At 66.4% G+C, this 14,398-nt stretch carries 15 protein-coding genes; 7 read left to right on the plus strand and 8 right to left on the minus strand.

The window, feature by feature from the left end; genetic code table 11:
* Positions 1-68: 68 nt before the first annotated feature.
* Positions 69-1,127 carry a UDP-N-acetylmuramate dehydrogenase gene (gene murB / locus PIGHUM_RS17100; RefSeq protein ID WP_124080787.1) on the minus strand — a complete coding sequence of 353 codons (1,059 nt, stop codon included), beginning with the start codon at positions 1,125-1,127 and terminating at the stop codon, positions 69-71.
* Positions 1,128-1,244: 117 nt separating this feature from the next.
* On the opposite strand from murB, the gene PIGHUM_RS17105 reads away from it, so the two are divergent.
* Complete coding sequence (locus PIGHUM_RS17105; protein WP_124080788.1) at positions 1,245-1,730, plus strand: YajQ family cyclic di-GMP-binding protein; 486 nt, start codon at positions 1,245-1,247, stop codon at positions 1,728-1,730.
* A gap of 15 nt (positions 1,731-1,745) precedes the next feature.
* Here the strand turns inward: PIGHUM_RS17105 and PIGHUM_RS17110 are convergent, their stop codons facing one another.
* The 6 genes from PIGHUM_RS17110 to PIGHUM_RS17135 all read right to left on the minus strand — a co-directional run bounded on the left by PIGHUM_RS17110 (position 1,746) and on the right by PIGHUM_RS17135 (position 7,743).
* A complete protein-coding gene (locus tag PIGHUM_RS17110; RefSeq protein ID WP_124080789.1) occupies positions 1,746-2,897 on the minus strand; it encodes an FAD-dependent oxidoreductase in 1,152 nt (383 codons plus the stop codon).
* A gap of 10 nt (positions 2,898-2,907) precedes the next feature.
* The gene (locus PIGHUM_RS17115; protein ID WP_160142327.1) at positions 2,908-3,876 is read right to left on the minus strand and encodes a Bug family tripartite tricarboxylate transporter substrate binding protein; all 969 of its coding nucleotides are present in this window, start codon (positions 3,874-3,876) and stop codon (positions 2,908-2,910) included.
* A 179-nt stretch (positions 3,877-4,055) separates the two neighbouring features.
* Positions 4,056-4,286 carry a helix-turn-helix domain-containing protein gene (locus PIGHUM_RS17120; protein ID WP_246013274.1) on the minus strand — a complete coding sequence of 77 codons (231 nt, stop codon included), beginning with the start codon at positions 4,284-4,286 and terminating at the stop codon, positions 4,056-4,058.
* A gap of 367 nt (positions 4,287-4,653) precedes the next feature.
* Positions 4,654-6,552 (minus strand): 1-deoxy-D-xylulose-5-phosphate synthase, encoded by a 1,899-nt coding sequence (gene dxs, locus PIGHUM_RS17125; protein ID WP_124080792.1) that lies wholly within the window; start codon positions 6,550-6,552, stop codon positions 4,654-4,656.
* A gap of 16 nt (positions 6,553-6,568) precedes the next feature.
* Positions 6,569-7,474: a polyprenyl synthetase family protein gene (locus tag PIGHUM_RS17130; protein ID WP_124080793.1), complete on the minus strand. Its 906-nt coding sequence runs from the start codon at positions 7,472-7,474 to the stop codon at positions 6,569-6,571.
* A gap of 5 nt (positions 7,475-7,479) precedes the next feature.
* Positions 7,480-7,743 (minus strand): exodeoxyribonuclease VII small subunit, encoded by a 264-nt coding sequence (locus tag PIGHUM_RS17135; RefSeq protein WP_124080795.1) that lies wholly within the window; start codon positions 7,741-7,743, stop codon positions 7,480-7,482.
* 228 nt (positions 7,744-7,971) lie between these two features.
* Here PIGHUM_RS17135 and PIGHUM_RS17140 point away from each other — a divergent pair, with 228 nt between their 5' ends.
* The 4 genes from PIGHUM_RS17140 to PIGHUM_RS17155 all read left to right on the plus strand — a co-directional run bounded on the left by PIGHUM_RS17140 (position 7,972) and on the right by PIGHUM_RS17155 (position 11,266).
* On the plus strand, positions 7,972-9,138 hold the full coding sequence (locus tag PIGHUM_RS17140; protein ID WP_124080798.1) for an aromatic ring-hydroxylating oxygenase subunit alpha: 1,167 nt from the start codon (positions 7,972-7,974) through the stop codon (positions 9,136-9,138).
* A gap of 316 nt (positions 9,139-9,454) precedes the next feature.
* Positions 9,455-9,616 (plus strand): DUF1328 domain-containing protein, encoded by a 162-nt coding sequence (locus PIGHUM_RS17145; protein ID WP_124080800.1) that lies wholly within the window; start codon positions 9,455-9,457, stop codon positions 9,614-9,616.
* Positions 9,617-9,649: 33 nt separating this feature from the next.
* Complete coding sequence (locus tag PIGHUM_RS17150; RefSeq protein ID WP_124080802.1) at positions 9,650-9,967, plus strand: BON domain-containing protein; 318 nt, start codon at positions 9,650-9,652, stop codon at positions 9,965-9,967.
* A gap of 210 nt (positions 9,968-10,177) precedes the next feature.
* A complete protein-coding gene (locus PIGHUM_RS17155) occupies positions 10,178-11,266 on the plus strand; it encodes a sterol desaturase family protein (RefSeq protein ID WP_124080804.1) in 1,089 nt (362 codons plus the stop codon).
* Positions 11,267-11,272: 6 nt separating this feature from the next.
* Here PIGHUM_RS17155 and htpX read toward each other — a convergent pair whose 3' ends face one another.
* A complete protein-coding gene (gene htpX, locus PIGHUM_RS17160; protein ID WP_124080806.1) occupies positions 11,273-12,160 on the minus strand; it encodes a protease HtpX in 888 nt (295 codons plus the stop codon).
* Positions 12,161-12,420: 260 nt separating this feature from the next.
* Between htpX and PIGHUM_RS17165 the strand changes: the two genes are divergently transcribed.
* Both PIGHUM_RS17165 and PIGHUM_RS17170 read left to right on the plus strand, forming a co-directional pair.
* Complete coding sequence (locus PIGHUM_RS17165) at positions 12,421-13,275, plus strand: DMT family transporter (RefSeq protein WP_124080808.1); 855 nt, start codon at positions 12,421-12,423, stop codon at positions 13,273-13,275.
* 109 nt (positions 13,276-13,384) lie between these two features.
* Positions 13,385-14,386 (plus strand): LLM class flavin-dependent oxidoreductase, encoded by a 1,002-nt coding sequence (locus PIGHUM_RS17170; protein WP_124080810.1) that lies wholly within the window; start codon positions 13,385-13,387, stop codon positions 14,384-14,386.
* Positions 14,387-14,398 lie beyond the last annotated feature (12 nt).

Consider the following 14,398-nt stretch of genomic DNA (forward strand, 5'->3'; position numbering starts at 1 on the left):
CCCGGCGGATCCGGCAGCAGGCGCCGCTGGCACCAGGCACCGGCCGCCGCCATCCAGGCCCCCGCTCTTCAATCCTCTGCGGGCGCTCCCGGCACGACCACCGGCTCGGCTTCCAGCGCCACGCCATAGCGCTGCCGCACGTCATGACGCACGGCGTCTGCCAGCGCCATGACCTCGGCCGCCGTCGCCCCGCCGTAGTTGACCAGCACCAGCGCCTGGCGCTCGTGCACGCCGACCGGCCCCATCCGGCGCCCCTTCCATCCGCATTGGTCGATCAGCCAGCCCGCCGCCAGCTTGTAGCCGCCATCCTCCTGCGCGTAGCCCACCAGGCCGGGAAACCGCTCGGCCAGGTTCCGATAGACCTGCGCCGACACCAGCGGATTCTTGAAAAAACTGCCTGCATTGCCCAAGACCGCGGGATCCGGCAGTTTCTCGCGCCGGATCCCGCAGACCGCCTCGTAGACCTCGCGCGCGCCCGGCTCGCCCGCCAGCCGCGGATGGCGCCGCAGGTCCGGGTAGTCCAGCACCGGCCGCCAGGCCTTGGGCAAGCGCAGCCGCACGCTCGTAATCACCCAGCGGCCCGGCGCCTGCTTGAACACGCTGTCCCGGTACGCAAAAGCGCACTGCGCGCCGTCGAATTCCATCCAGCGTCTTTGTTCCAGGTCGTACGCGGTCAGGCCCGCGAACCGGTCGCGCAGTTCCACGCCATAGGCGCCGATGTTCTGGACCGGCGCGGCGCCCACGGTGCCGGGGATCAGCGCCAGGTTTTCCAGCCCGCCCCAGCCCCGCTCCACGCAATAGGCGACCAACCCGTGCCAGGACTCTCCCGCCTGGGCCTCGACGACACGCGCATCGGCATCCTCGCTCTGCAGCCGTATCCCGCGCAGCGCCATACGCGCCACCAGGCCGCGCACCCGTTCCGGCAAGACCAGGTTGCTGCCGCCGCCCAGCACCAGCAGGCCACCGTAGCGCGGGGCCAGCTCGGCCAGCTGCGGCACCTGCCCGGCGTGCATTATCTGCACGCACGCCGGCGCCGTGCTGGCCAAGGCGAAGGTATTGAAACGGCTAAGGTCGCAGGGCCTGGGGTCGAGGCCGGCCTGCGGTTCGGAATCTGAAAACACGCGCATCACCAGGGGGAAGAACAGGCGGCGGCCGGCCGCCCGCGTCCCGCCATCTTACTTGACTACAATTCCATCTATTCCCCTATGACCGGCCGTTCCGGCCCCATGACAGCGAGACTCCCCATGCCCACTTTCGACGTCGTCTGCAAACCCAACCTGGTCGAACTGCGCAACGCCGTGGACCAGACCAATAAAGAGATCGGCACCCGTTTCGACTTCAAAGGCTCGGATGCGCGCGTGGAACAGAGCGAGAAAGAACTGACTGCCTACGCGGACAGCGATTTCCAACTGGACCAGGTACGCGACGTCCTGCTCGGCAAGATGACCAAGCGCAGCGTGGACGTGCGTTTCCTCGACCACGGCAAGGTCGAGAAAATCGGCGGCGACAAGGCCAAGCAGGTATTGACCGTGCGCAACGGCGTCCAGCAGGACGCGGCCAAGAAGATCGTCGCGCTGATCAAGAACAGCAAGATGAAAGTCCAGGCCAGCATCCAGGGCGACACCGTACGCGTGCAGGGCGCCAAGCGCGATGACCTGCAAAGCGCCATCGCGCTGCTGAAGAAAGACGTGACCGACCTGCCGCTGGGCTTCGAGAACTTCAGGGATTGAGTCCCAGCCGCGCATCTAGCAGCCGGAAGGCCGCTCGTCCAGACGAATGCCGGCCGTGCGCAAGCCCCGGTCGGCGATGCGCATGCGGTTGTTCAGAAAGCCCAGCTTGCCGAAGCCCCAGACCACGAGCGGGTGGACGAAATGCAGGGACTGCGGCCATTGACGTGTAAAGGCGTCGTAGTACCGTGACCAGCGCTGCGTGCGATCGCTGATGAAGCGCACGCGCTGCTCCCAGGCGGACAAGACTCGGGGAATATCCTCGGCCTCGCGCAGCATGACAGTCAGCGCCATGGCATTCATGAGCGTCAGTCCGGCCCCCTGCCCCAGGGTCGGCGGCAGGCCGTGGGCCGCGTCGCCCAATATGGCGACCCGGCCGGCCGACCAGCGCGGACAATCGACGGCTCCGTAGGAATACTGGGTGGCGGGCAGGTCTCCGATGTGTTCGAACAGGCTACGCAACAAAGGGAAGTGCGCCGCCCAGTCGCCGACGTCGAGAGGCAGACGGGTAGCCGCCGTCTCGCGGGATGGCGCAACCATGTACACATACGTGTGCTCGGGCCCGGCGGGCGTCACCCCGATGCGCCGATGGCCGGACCAATGCTCCACGGTCTGCAGTTCGGGCGTGAAGCGCCGGGACCTCACCAAGAACCGGTCAATGCGCGTCGGCAACTCGGTGAATCCCCCGCCGATGCCCAGCGACTGCCGAATAGTGGAATGCACGCCGTCGGCCGCGACGATCAGGTCGGCGGGGTGGCGGCCACCATCCTGCGTCACCAAGGCATCGGCGTCCACGCCGACGACGCGGGAGTTGGTGTTGACCTCCACGCCCGCATCCATGGCCGCGTCGCGCAGCCCCTCGATCAGGGTCTGGCGGGCATAGGTATGCACTTGCGCGGCGCCCGCGAGACGGCGCTCCTGCCGGATGCGCCCATCGGCAAAGCGTATCTGCGCCTTTTCCAGCACGGTGCCGCGATCGCGGATGCGGTCGATGACCCCCAGGTGCCCGAGTACCTCCAGGCTATTGTTCTTGACGTAGATTCCCGCACCAATCTCTCGGATTTCCGGCCCTTGTTCGTGGACGCGCACCCGCCATCCATCGTTCGCCAGCATGGTGGCGACGGCCAGGCCGCCGATTCCGCCACCCGAGATTTCCGCCTTCCGAGTCATGCTCGATCTCCTAATCCACCTGGATGTTCGCGTCGCGGACGATCGTCCGCACGGTTGTCATTTCTTCATGCACCATGCGGGCTGAGTCTTCCGGCGAAACATAGCCCGCAATGATGGACAGCCCCAGCAGCTTGGACTGCAGCCCCTTGTCCGAAAACACGTTCTTGATCGCCCCGTCGAGCCGCTTGACCACCGGAGCCGGCGTGCTGGCCGGTGCGGCCACGAACAGCGTGGAGCTCACGCGGAAATCCCCCAGCCCGACTTCGGCCGCGGTCGGCACGTCGGGCAGGGACGGAATGCGCTCGGGCCAGGCTACCGCCAGCGCCCTGAGCTTTTGCGACTTGATGTACTGCAGCGAGGCGGCAGTACTCTCGATGCTCATGTCGATCTGGCCTGCCACCAGATCGACCAGCAACGGGCCGATTCCTTTGTACGGAATGTGCAGCAGCTCGATATTGGCGCTTTTCTTGAGCCTTTCGCTCGCCAGATGGTGGACGGAACCGTTGCCGCTAGAGCCGAAAGTCAGCTTTCCAGGCTGGGCTTTCGCCAGCGAGATCAGTTCCGCGACGCTGTGGGCCGGCACCTTGGGATTGACCACGATCATGTAGGGAATATCACCGAACACCGATAATGGAATGAAGTCTTTTTCCAGGTCGTACGGGACGACCTTGCCGTACAGCACCGAATGAATGACGTGGGTACTGAGCGCCGTCCAAAGCAGGGTGTATCCGTCGGGCGTTCCCTTGGCTACGCTTTCCGCCCCCAGACTGCCGGTAGCGCCGGGTTTGTTCAGCACGATGACTTGCTGGCCCAGTTGCTGGGACAACAAAGGCGCGACGATACGCGCCGAAGCGTCCACGCCCCCTCCCGGCGGCCATGGCACGACCAGCGTGATCGGCCGTTCGGGCCAGGCAGCGTGGGTAACGGTACTGACGAGAAATGCCGTCGCCGCCAAAAGCCGCACCATTGTTTTCTTCATCGTTCTATCCTTAGCCTTGCGTATCGAGGAAATGGATGACGACGTATTATTGGGTGGCGGTTTCGGCACCGACAAACGATTTATAAAAGCCCTATGCATGAGTTTTGGGAACAGCGCATAGGGCCGGCCTCATGTCTCCCGGGTTGAATCCAGCGCGCTCGTCTGCAAAGTTTTTTTATTCACTGCGAGGGCCCGAGCTCGGGGCGCGTAAACAGTTGGGCAGGCTCGAGTTCCAGCGCCTTCGCGAGTTTTTCTATGTTGTCTACCGAGATATTGACGCGGGCGCGTTCGACCTGGCTGACGAAGGTGCGGTCGAGGTGAGCGGCGAAGCCGAGCTGCTCCTGGGACATTTTTCGCGCAACCCGAAAGGCCCGGATGTTGTAGCCGAGGATTTCACGCAGCGTCGTCAAGGACGCTGAAGGATTGGGAGATCTCAAAGGTGCGGGCATGATGCATACTCCCCACGACGCCCTGTTGCATCTACCGCTTTTACGTCACGCCGCTGGAGCGCCCAGCAATGACACACAGCGCATCCCAGCCGCCCCTTTCGCTACGCCCGCTTCCAAGGCATGAAACTTTCGCGCCCTGTCCTGGGCACCGCAGAACCTGCCTTGCCGCCCCACCCCCGCGAGGGGCCGGCGAGAGGCCGACTCCGGTTGGATCCGGCCCCTTGCGGAGCTTGCCGGAGCCATCGGAGAGGCCATGGAAACGTGGGTGGAATTCGCTTCGGCAGATGACACATTGTGTGCACCTGCGCCGTAAAAACGAAAGTACCGACTAACCCGCAGTTGCCTCGCCCACCCACTCGGGAAAACGCTGACGCACCGAGGCCTGCAGGCCGGCAGCATCCAGGCCCAGCGCGCCGAGCAGGCCGGCCTGGTCGCCGTGATCGACGAAACGATCGGGCAGGCCCAGTTGCAGGACAGGCAGCGTCACGCCCGCCTCGTTGAGCACTTCGCAGACGGCGCTGCCTGCGCCGCCCATCACGCAGCCTTCTTCGACCGTTACCAGCGCCGCGTGGCGGCTGGCCAGGTCGAGGATCAATTCGCGGTCGATGGGTTTGACGAAGCGCATGTCGACCAGCGTCGCATCCAGCGCCTCGGCGGCCCGCAGGGCCGGCACGGCGAGCGTGCCGAACGCCAGGATGGCCACGCTTTGCCGGGCTTCGCCGGCGCGGCCGCTCTCGCGCCGCACCACGCCCTTGCCCAGCGCGACGGTCTCCAGGCCGCGGCCCGCCGCCGCACCGCGGCCGGCGCCGCGCGGGTAGCGAACGGTGGCAGGTCCGGGGTGGGCATAACAGGTGGACAGCAGCAAGCGGCATTCGGCCTCGTCGGAGGGCGTGGCCACGACCATGTTCGGCACGCAGCGCACGAAGGCGATGTCGTAGTTGCCGGCATGCGTGGCCCCGTCCGCGCCGACCAGCCCGGCGCGGTCCAGCGCGAAGGTCACGTCCAGGTTCTGCAGCGCCACGTCGTGGATCAACTGGTCGTAGCCGCGCTGCAGGAAAGTGGAGTAAATGGCCACCACGGGCTTGAGCCCTTCGCAAGCCAGGCCGGCGGCGAAGGTTACCGCGTGCTGTTCGGCGATTCCCACGTCGAAATAGCGCGCCGGAAAGCGCTGTTCGAACTCCACCAGGCCGCTGCCCTCGCGCATGGCGGGCGTGATGCCCACCAGGCGCCCGTCGGCCGCGGCCATGTCGCACAGCCAGTTGCCGAACACCTGGGTGAAGGTCTGCTTGGGCGGCGTGGCGGGCTGGCTGATGCCCACGGCCGGGTCGAACTTGCCGGGGCCGTGGTACAGGACGGGATCGGCCTCCGCCAGCTTGTAGCCCTGGCCTTTGCGGGTGACCACGTGCAGGAACCGCGGGCCCGTCTGCTTGCGCAGGTTCTGCAAGGTGGGAATCAGCGAATCCAGGTCATGGCCGTCGATCGGACCCACGTAGGTGAAGCCCAGCTCCTCGAACATCGTCGCCGGGGTGACCATGCCCTTGGCGTGCTCCTCGAAGCGGCGCGCCAGTTCGTATACCGGCGGCACGTGCGAGAGCACGGCCTTGCCGACGTTGCGCGCGGCGGCGTAGAACTTGCCCGACATCAGCCGCGCCAGATAGCGGTTCAAGGCCCCGACCGGCGGCGAGATCGACATGTCGTTGTCGTTCAGGATCACCAGCAGGTCCACGTCGGGCAGCACCCCGCCGTTGTTCAAGGCCTCGAAGGCCATGCCGGCCGTCATCGCGCCGTCGCCGATGACGGCGATGTGCTTGCGCGGCACGCCTTCGATGCGGGCCGCCACAGCCATGCCGAGCGCCGCCGAGATCGAGGTCGACGAGTGCGCGGTGCCGAAGGCGTCGTATTCGGATTCGCTGCGCCGGGGAAAGCCGGAAATGCCTCCCTGCTGGCGCAGCGTGCCCATGTCGGCGCGCCGGCCGGTCAGGATCTTGTGCGGATAGGTCTGGTGGCCGACGTCCCAGACGATGCGGTCGCCCGGAGTATCGAACACGTAGTGCAGCGCGATCGTCAATTCCACCGTGCCCAGGTTGGACGAAAGGTGGCCCCCGGTGCGCGATACCGACTCCAGCACGAACGCGCGCAGTTGATCGGCCAGGACGGCCAGTTGAGCGCGGTCCAGCTTCCTGAGGTCGGCCGGGGTTTCGATACGATCGAGCAAATCGGTTGGCATCTTGCGGGAACTCCGTTCAGCGGTCGCGCAGCACAATGAAATCGGCCAGCGCGGCCAGGCGGGCGGCGCCCATTCCCAGCGGCGCGATCGCCTCGTGCGCCGCCAGGCGCAGGCGCTCCGCCAGGCCCCGGGCCGCATCCAGGCCCAGGATGGATACATAGGTCGGCTTGTCGGCGGCCGCGTCCTTGCCCGCGGTCTTGCCGAGCCGCGCCGAATCGGCGGTGACGTCGAGGATGTCGTCCACCACCTGGAAGGCCAGGCCCATCGCCTGCGCATAGCCGTCCAGCGCCGTGCGATGGGCGGAACTGGCGCCGACCACGATGCCGCCCAGGGTGGTGCTGGCGCGCAGCAGCGCACCGGTCTTGAGGCGATGCATGGTCTCGAGCGCTTCGCGGTCCAGGCTCTTGCCGACGCTGTCCAGGTCGATCGCCTGGCCGCCCGCCATGCCCTGGCTGCCGGATGCGGCCGCCAGCGCCTGCACGGCCTGCACGGTCAGACCGGGAGCAATGGGCATGCCCGCCAGCACTTCGAAGGCCAGCGTCTGCAGCGCGTCGCCGGCCAGCAGCGCCGTGGCCTGGCCGAACTCGACGTGCACCGTCGGCCGGCCGCGCCGCAGCACGTCGTCGTCCATGCACGGCATGTCATCGTGGACCAGCGAATACGCGTGGACCAGCTCGACCGCGCAAGCCGCCGCATCCAGCGCCGCGCCGGCGCTCGCAGCGGCTCCGGTGCAGGCTTCTCCCGCCGCATAGACCAGCAGCGGCCGCACGCGCTTGCCGCCGCCCAATACCGCATAGCGCATGGCGCGGTGCAGCGTGGCGGGCAGGCGGCCTCCGGCGGGAAGCGCCCGTTCCAGCGCCTGCTCGACACGCTGTCCGCATGCCGCCGTCCAGGCCTGGAAGTCCTCGCGGCTACCGGGCATCTAGGTCAATCCCCGGACGCTTCGAACGGACGCAGCAATTCGCCTTCGAGCACGCGGACCTGCTGCTCGGCGCGCGCCAGCCTTTCCTGGCATACGCGCACCAATTCCACGCCGCGGCGATAGGCGGCCAGCGACGACTCGAGCTGCAGCGAACCGTCTTCCATCCGGGCGACCAGGGACTCGAGCTCGCCCAGGGCGGTCTCGAAGTCCTGGGGCAGGGCCTCGGGAACATGCTTCACATCTTGGGCCAAGCTAGTCTCCTGCAACATTCACTGCGATCCCGAATTGTACGGGATCGCGCAGCCGACCCCGCCCCCGCGCGGCATGGAGCGCGGGGGACGAATCAGGCAGTCCGGGGTACAATCGGCGGTTTGATCGGGCAGATCATTTTCTTCGCGCCAGCGCTACAAGCTGCGAAGTTCACAGGCCGCTCCAGGTCGCGTAAGGGGCGGTTTCGCAGTGGCATGCTGGCTTCACAACTCTCGCGGAGGGAAGTCATGACCGACATCGGTCGCGTGGCACATGTGACGGCGAGCCGAGCGCAGCTCCCCGTCAGTGCCTATTTCGATACCTCGCGCTTCGAGCGCGAAATGCAGGCCGTCTTCGGCCATGCGCCCATTTACGTGGGCCACCAGAAAACCGTCCCCGAGATCGGGGACTACCGGACACTCACCCAGGAAAACGACGGCCGCGTGCTGGTGCGCAACCAGCGCGGCGTCGAACTGTTGTCCAACGTATGCCGTCACCGCCAGGCGCTCATGCTGGGCAGGCACCAGCCTGCGCGGGAAAAACAGGCCGCCCATTGCAGCGGCAACCTCGGCCGCCCCGGCAACATCGTCTGCCCGCTGCACCGCTGGACCTACGACGCCGGAGGAAAGCTGATCGGCGCGCCGCTGTTCAGCGAAACCCCTGGCCTGGATCTGCAGCGCTTCGCGCTGCAGGAATGGAACGGCTCGCTGTTCGAGGCGCCGCGCGCCGGCGCGCGCCAGATCGCCCGGGAACTGGCGGCGCTGGACGGCCGGCCCGAATTCGATTTCAGCGACTACGTGCTCGACCGCGTCGAGGTCCACCAGTGCAACTACAACTGGAAGACGTTCATCGAGGTCTATCTCGAGGATTACCACGTCGGCCCGTTCCACCCGGGTCTGGGCCGCTTCGTCACCTGCGACGACCTGAGCTGGGAGTTCGCCGAGCATTTCAGCCTGCAGCGCGTCGGCGTGCACAATGCGCTGGCGCATCCGGGCTCGCATGTCTACCAGCGCTGGCACGACGCCCTGCTGGCCTATCGCGGCGGTAGCGCGCCGGAATTCGGCGCGATCTGGGTCACGCATTTTCCGACCCACATGATCGAGCTGTATCCGCACACGCTGGTATTGTCGACGCTATACCCGAAGAGCCCGCAGGAAACCGTCAATATCGTCGAATTCTATTATCCCGAGGAAATCGTCCATTTCGAACGGGAATTCGTCGAAGCTCAGCAGGCCGCCTATATGGAAACCGCCATCGAGGACGACGAAATCGCCGAGCGCATGGACGCCGGCCGGAAGGCCTTGATGGACCGCGGCGCCGACGAGGCGGGCCCGTACCAATCCCCCATGGAAGACGGCATGCAGCACTTCCACGAGTGGTACAGGAACGCCATGGACGAGCCGGAAAATATGTGAAGTCGTAACCAGCCCGTCTGCCCGGTCCAAGCGCCCTTTCACGGGCGCTTTTCTTTTTTACCTGTCCGTAAGGTATTGGGCGCCGGCGCCGGGCCGATTGCTTACGGTCGAGCCGTGCGCGCTTTTCCGTCCTTGTAAAAAAGGCGGATTCATTCCAATAAATACACGCCGGGCGTCGCGCGGAAAATCATTACAAATAAACACACTGACGCCTTGTCAGCCCAGGGGCCGGCGCGTAGCTTGTGAACCAAGGCAGGGCGTGTCCGGCGCAGCGGCGTCCGGATCACCACCCCGGCCATCAAGAGGGGAGAAAAACATGCTGCATTATGCAGTCGTATTTTTCGTCATTGCGATTATCGCGGCAGTCCTCGGTTTCGGAGGCATTGCCGCCGGCGCAGCGTCGATCGCGAAGATACTGTTCTTCATTTTCATCGTGCTTGCGATCCTGTCGCTCTTGAGCGGATTTTTTCGCAGATAAGCCATCAGAAACACAACCAGCAAGGAGAAAATCATGAGCGTTCGCACCCTGCTCATCGCCGGCATTATCGGCACCGCCACCGTGATGGGTGGCTGCACTTCGACCCGCACGCACCAGTCGGCGGACGAGTATGTCAGCGACGCGGCCATTACCACCAAGGTCAAGGCCGCCCTGGTATCCGCCAAGGACGTCAGCGCCGCCGACGTCAACGTCGAAACTTTCCGCCGCACCGTGCAACTGTCCGGTTTCGTCGACTCTTCGGCCCAGATCAACCGTGCCGTGGAAATCGCCCGCGGCGTGGAAGGCGTGCAGAGCGTGAAGAACGACCTGCGCGTCAAGGGCGGCCGCTAACGCCCACGCCGCCCCCGCGGCGCCTCTTCCGCCCCGGCATCGCCTCTCAGGCGCGATGCCGGGGCGGAGCCGTTTCCAGCGCCCCCTTGCCACGATCCTTGACAGGCCCAGCCGCCCCCCACACAATCGGCCGACCCGGCGCGGCGCCGCCTTGCGCCGCAATCACTACCTCCGTCCGGCGCGTCCGCACGAAACTTTAGCAACATTGGCATGGCATTCCCTCCGTTCGATTTTCTCGGCCAGCAGTGGGCTGGCGCCGTCGATTGGCTCACCGTCCATCTCGTGGTCCCGGCCATACAAGGGCTGGACCTCGCCGCCCGCCTGGGCGATCCGCGGGAAATAGCCGAAGCGGTGCTGATTGCGGCGATACAGCTGTTCCTGATCGGCGGCGTGATGCGCCCGCTGGAAAGCCTGCTGCCGGCCGAACGCTGGGAGGACCGCCGCCATACCACGGTGGATAGAAGCTACACGCTGCTCATGCTGCTGGGGCTGTTCCCGCTGTTCAGCTTCCTGGTGCTGATGCCGTTTGCCCACATGCTGGGCGGCGGCGCGGCAACCGACGAACCGAGCGGGCTGAAGGCCTGGATCCCTTGGTTCGGCGACCATCCCTATATTCTGTTCGCGGTCTACTACGTGATCTATGACTGCGTGTACTACTGGATGCACCGCGCGCAGCACGTGCTGCCCTGGTGGTGGGCCATGCACAGCATGCACCACAGCCAACGCCAGATGAGCTGCTGGTCGAACGACCGCAGCCATTATCTGGACGGGATGCTGCAATCCTTCATCCTGGCTTCGGTAGGGCTGGCGATGGGCGTGGAACCCTCCGAGTTCGCGCTGCTGGGGCTGTTGAGCGAACTGGTACAGAACTTCTCGCACGCCAACGTGGCGCTGCGCCTGGGCAAACTGGGCAAGATCGGCGAACGCCTGATGGTGGGGCCGCGTTTCCACCGCAACCATCACATGCTGCGCGACCCCGAGCGCCCGCTGCGCCACAACTGCAACTTCGGCCAGGTACTGCCGTGGTGGGACCAGCTCTTCGGCACCGCCCTGTACCACGATGAACCCCTGCGCCCCACCGGCGTCAGCGACCCGGAAGTGGACGCCGACAACGAACGCGGCCTGGTCGCCATGCAGTGGTACACCCTGCGCCGCTTCTGGGGCGCCGTGACGCGCCTGAACGGGTGGAAGCCGGGCGACGTCTCGTTCTCCATGCCCGGCTACGTGCCGGTCCATGATGAGGCGGCCCCTCCCGTACTCGCTGATGCGCGCACTCCAGGGGGCGCGCAAAGCACGTAGAGGGCTCTACCTCTTGCCCCCCGCAGCCATCAAGGCGCGGATGCGGTCTTCGATGGGGGGGTGCGAGGCGAACAGGGCGCCCAGTCCGCTCTTGCCACCGGAAATGCCGGAGGCCTCGAAGCTCTTGGGCAGTTCGCCCGGCGCCATGCCGCCCAGGCGGGCCAGCGCGCGGATCATCGGCTCGCGCGCGCCCAGCAGGTAGGCCGAGCCGGCATCGGCGCGGTATTCGCGCTGGCGCGAGAACCAGGCGACGATGACGGAGGCCAGGATGCCGAAGACCAGTTCACAGACGATGACCGTGGCGAAATAGCCGATGCCGCCGCCGCGTTCGTTCTTGAGCACCATGCGGTCGACAAAGTAGCCCACCACGCGCGCCAGGAACACCACGAAGGTGTTGACGACGCCCTGGATCAACGTGAGCGTGATCATGTCGCCATTGGCGATGTGCGCCACTTCGTGTCCCAGCACCGCGCTGACTTCTTCTTCGGTCATGCCGCGCAGCAGGCCGGTGGACACCGCGACCAGCGCGTCGTTCTTGAAGGCGCCGGTGGCGAAGGCATTGGGCTCGCCCTCGTAGATCGCCACTTCCGGGCGGCCGATGCCGGCCCGGTCGGCAAGCTGGTGCACCGTATCGACCAGCCATTGTTCTTCCGCGCTGCCGGGCGCCTGCGGATCGATCACCCGCGCGCCCGTGCTCATCTTGGCCATCGGCTTGCTCATCAGCAGCGAGATGGTGGCGCCCGTGAAACCGACGATCAGCGAGAAAATCGCCAATTGCTGGATGTCCAGCCCGTTGGCGGTGAGGAAACGGTTGACGCCGAATAGACTCAGCGTCGCCGTCAATACCAGCATGACGGCGACGTTGGTCGCGAGAAATAGCATGATGCGTTTCATGAGGGCTTGAAGCTCCGAATACTTTTGATTTGTTCCGGGGTGGTTTCCCCTCGGCTTTCCGGGAACCGCCCCGCGCGGCGCCGCATGTGACGGCAGCGGATACCCGAAAGTTCCCGCGGTCCGCCGCAGAACGGACCGCAAGCCTGGATACCCGTTTCCCGGTCAGGCCTATATGGTAGCCGGGGCGGCCATTTCAAGGGAAATGCCGCCTATGCCCAGCGCTACAATCCAGCCGTCCACACCCCGGCCCGTCGCCTTCCATGCAAGCACTCTGGATGCTGTTCGCCTCGCTGATGTTCGCGATCATGGGCATGTTCGTGAAGCTCTCCGCCGATCAGGCCTCGCTGGCGCAGATCATCCTGTTCCGCGGCCTGCCCACCGCCGTGGGCATCCTCGCCTGGGCCTGCGCCACGCGGCGCCAGATCGTGCCGCCCACCTGGCGCCTGCACATCATGCGCAACATCGCCGGCGTGGGCTCGATCTGGCTGTCTTTCTTCGCGATGAGCAGGCTGCCGCTGGCCACGGCCGTCACGCTGAACTACACCTCGCCGCTATTCGTGGCCGGATGGATGATCTGGCAGGCGCGCGACGCTACCGACCGGCTGCGCACCCTGGCGGTGATTGCCGGATTCGCCGGCGTCATCGCCATCCTGCGGCCCACGCTGGACCACTCGCAGTGGCTGCCGGCCCTGCTCGGCCTGGGCGCGGGCTGCCTGACCTCGATCGCGGTCCTGCAGGTGCGCTCGCTGGGCCGGGCCGGCGAGCCGGAATGGCGCATCGTGCTGTTCTTCGCGCTGTCCACGACGCTGACCGGCGGCCTCGCCACGCTCGCCTCGGGCTGGACGCCGCTGTCGCCCTATGGCTGGAGCACCCTGATGGGCGTGGGCATCAGCGGCCTGCTCGGACAATTCGCCATGACCCGCGCCTTCAGCCGCGGCTCGGCGGCGCTCTCGTCCGTGCTGCAATACAGCACCATTCCCTTTTCCATCCTGCTCGGCTACCTGTTCTGGGCCGACCAGCCCGACGGGATAGCATGGCTGGGCATGCTGTTGATCGCGTCGGCCGGCCTGGCCTCGACCTGGCGCACGCTGGTGCTTTCGAGGCGCGGCGGCTAGCGCCGGAAGGCGGGCCCACGGGGCCCGTTTGCGGGCGGGCCGGCCATGCTGGCTTGCGGCAAAGCGCCAGCGGGTTCACACTTGGGGGTCCTTATTGCCGTCCATGCCCATGCCCCGCAAGCTGTCCGTCCTCGATCTGAGCCCCATCCCCGCCGGCCACACTCCCACCGACGCCCTGGCCAACAGCGTGGATCTCGCCCGCCACGCCGAAGCGGCCGGCTACCACCGCTACTGGCTGGCCGAGCACCACAATACCGGCATGCTGGCGTGCTCGGCGCCCGAGCTGCTGATCACGCGGATCGCCGCCGCGACCACGACGCTGCGCGTGGGTTCGGGCGGCACCATGCTGCCCAATCACAGCCCGCTCAAGGTCGCCGAGGTGTTCCGGGTGCTGGAAGCCATGTTTCCGGGCCGCATCGACCTCGGGCTCGGACGCGCGCCCGGCACCGACCCCGTGACCGCCAGCGCGCTGCGCCGCGGCGCGGCGGGCGCCGACGATTTCCCCGGGCAACTGGCCGACCTGGTCGGCTATCTGAAAGACGTCATGCCCGACGGTCATCCCCATGCCCGCGTGCGCGCCACCCCCGTGGGCGTGCCCTGCCCGCCCATCTGGATACTGGGCTCCAGCCTGTACGGCGCGCGCGTGGCCGCCGTCAACGGCTTCGGCTTCGCCTACGCGCACCACATCGTGCCGGAGAACGCGCACGCCGCCATGCGCCTGTACCGCGAGGAATTCCGCGCCTCCCCGTTCGGCCACGAGCCGCGCGCCATCCTCGCCGTCTCGGCCATCTGCGCCCCCGAAGAGGACGAGGCCGAGCGCCTGGCCGCCACGGCAGACCTCAGCATGATGCGCACGCGCACCGGGCGCACGCGCCATCCGCTGCCCAGCGTGGAAGAAGCCCTGGCCTATGTCTACCAGCCCGAAGAGGAAGCGCTGCGCCAGTACAACCGCACCCGCATCCACATCGGCACGCCGCAGGCGCTGCACGCCGCCATCGGCACGCTGGCCGACGAGACCCTGGCCGACGAAATCATGGTCACCTCGCAGATCCACCATCACCCGTACCGGGTGCGCAGCTACCAGTTGCTCGCGCAGGCGCTGATGCCCTGATCGCACCGTTTC

The organism is Pigmentiphaga humi, from assembly GCF_900606115.1.
Taxonomy (GTDB): Bacteria; Pseudomonadota; Gammaproteobacteria; order Burkholderiales; family Burkholderiaceae_B; genus Pigmentiphaga; species Pigmentiphaga humi.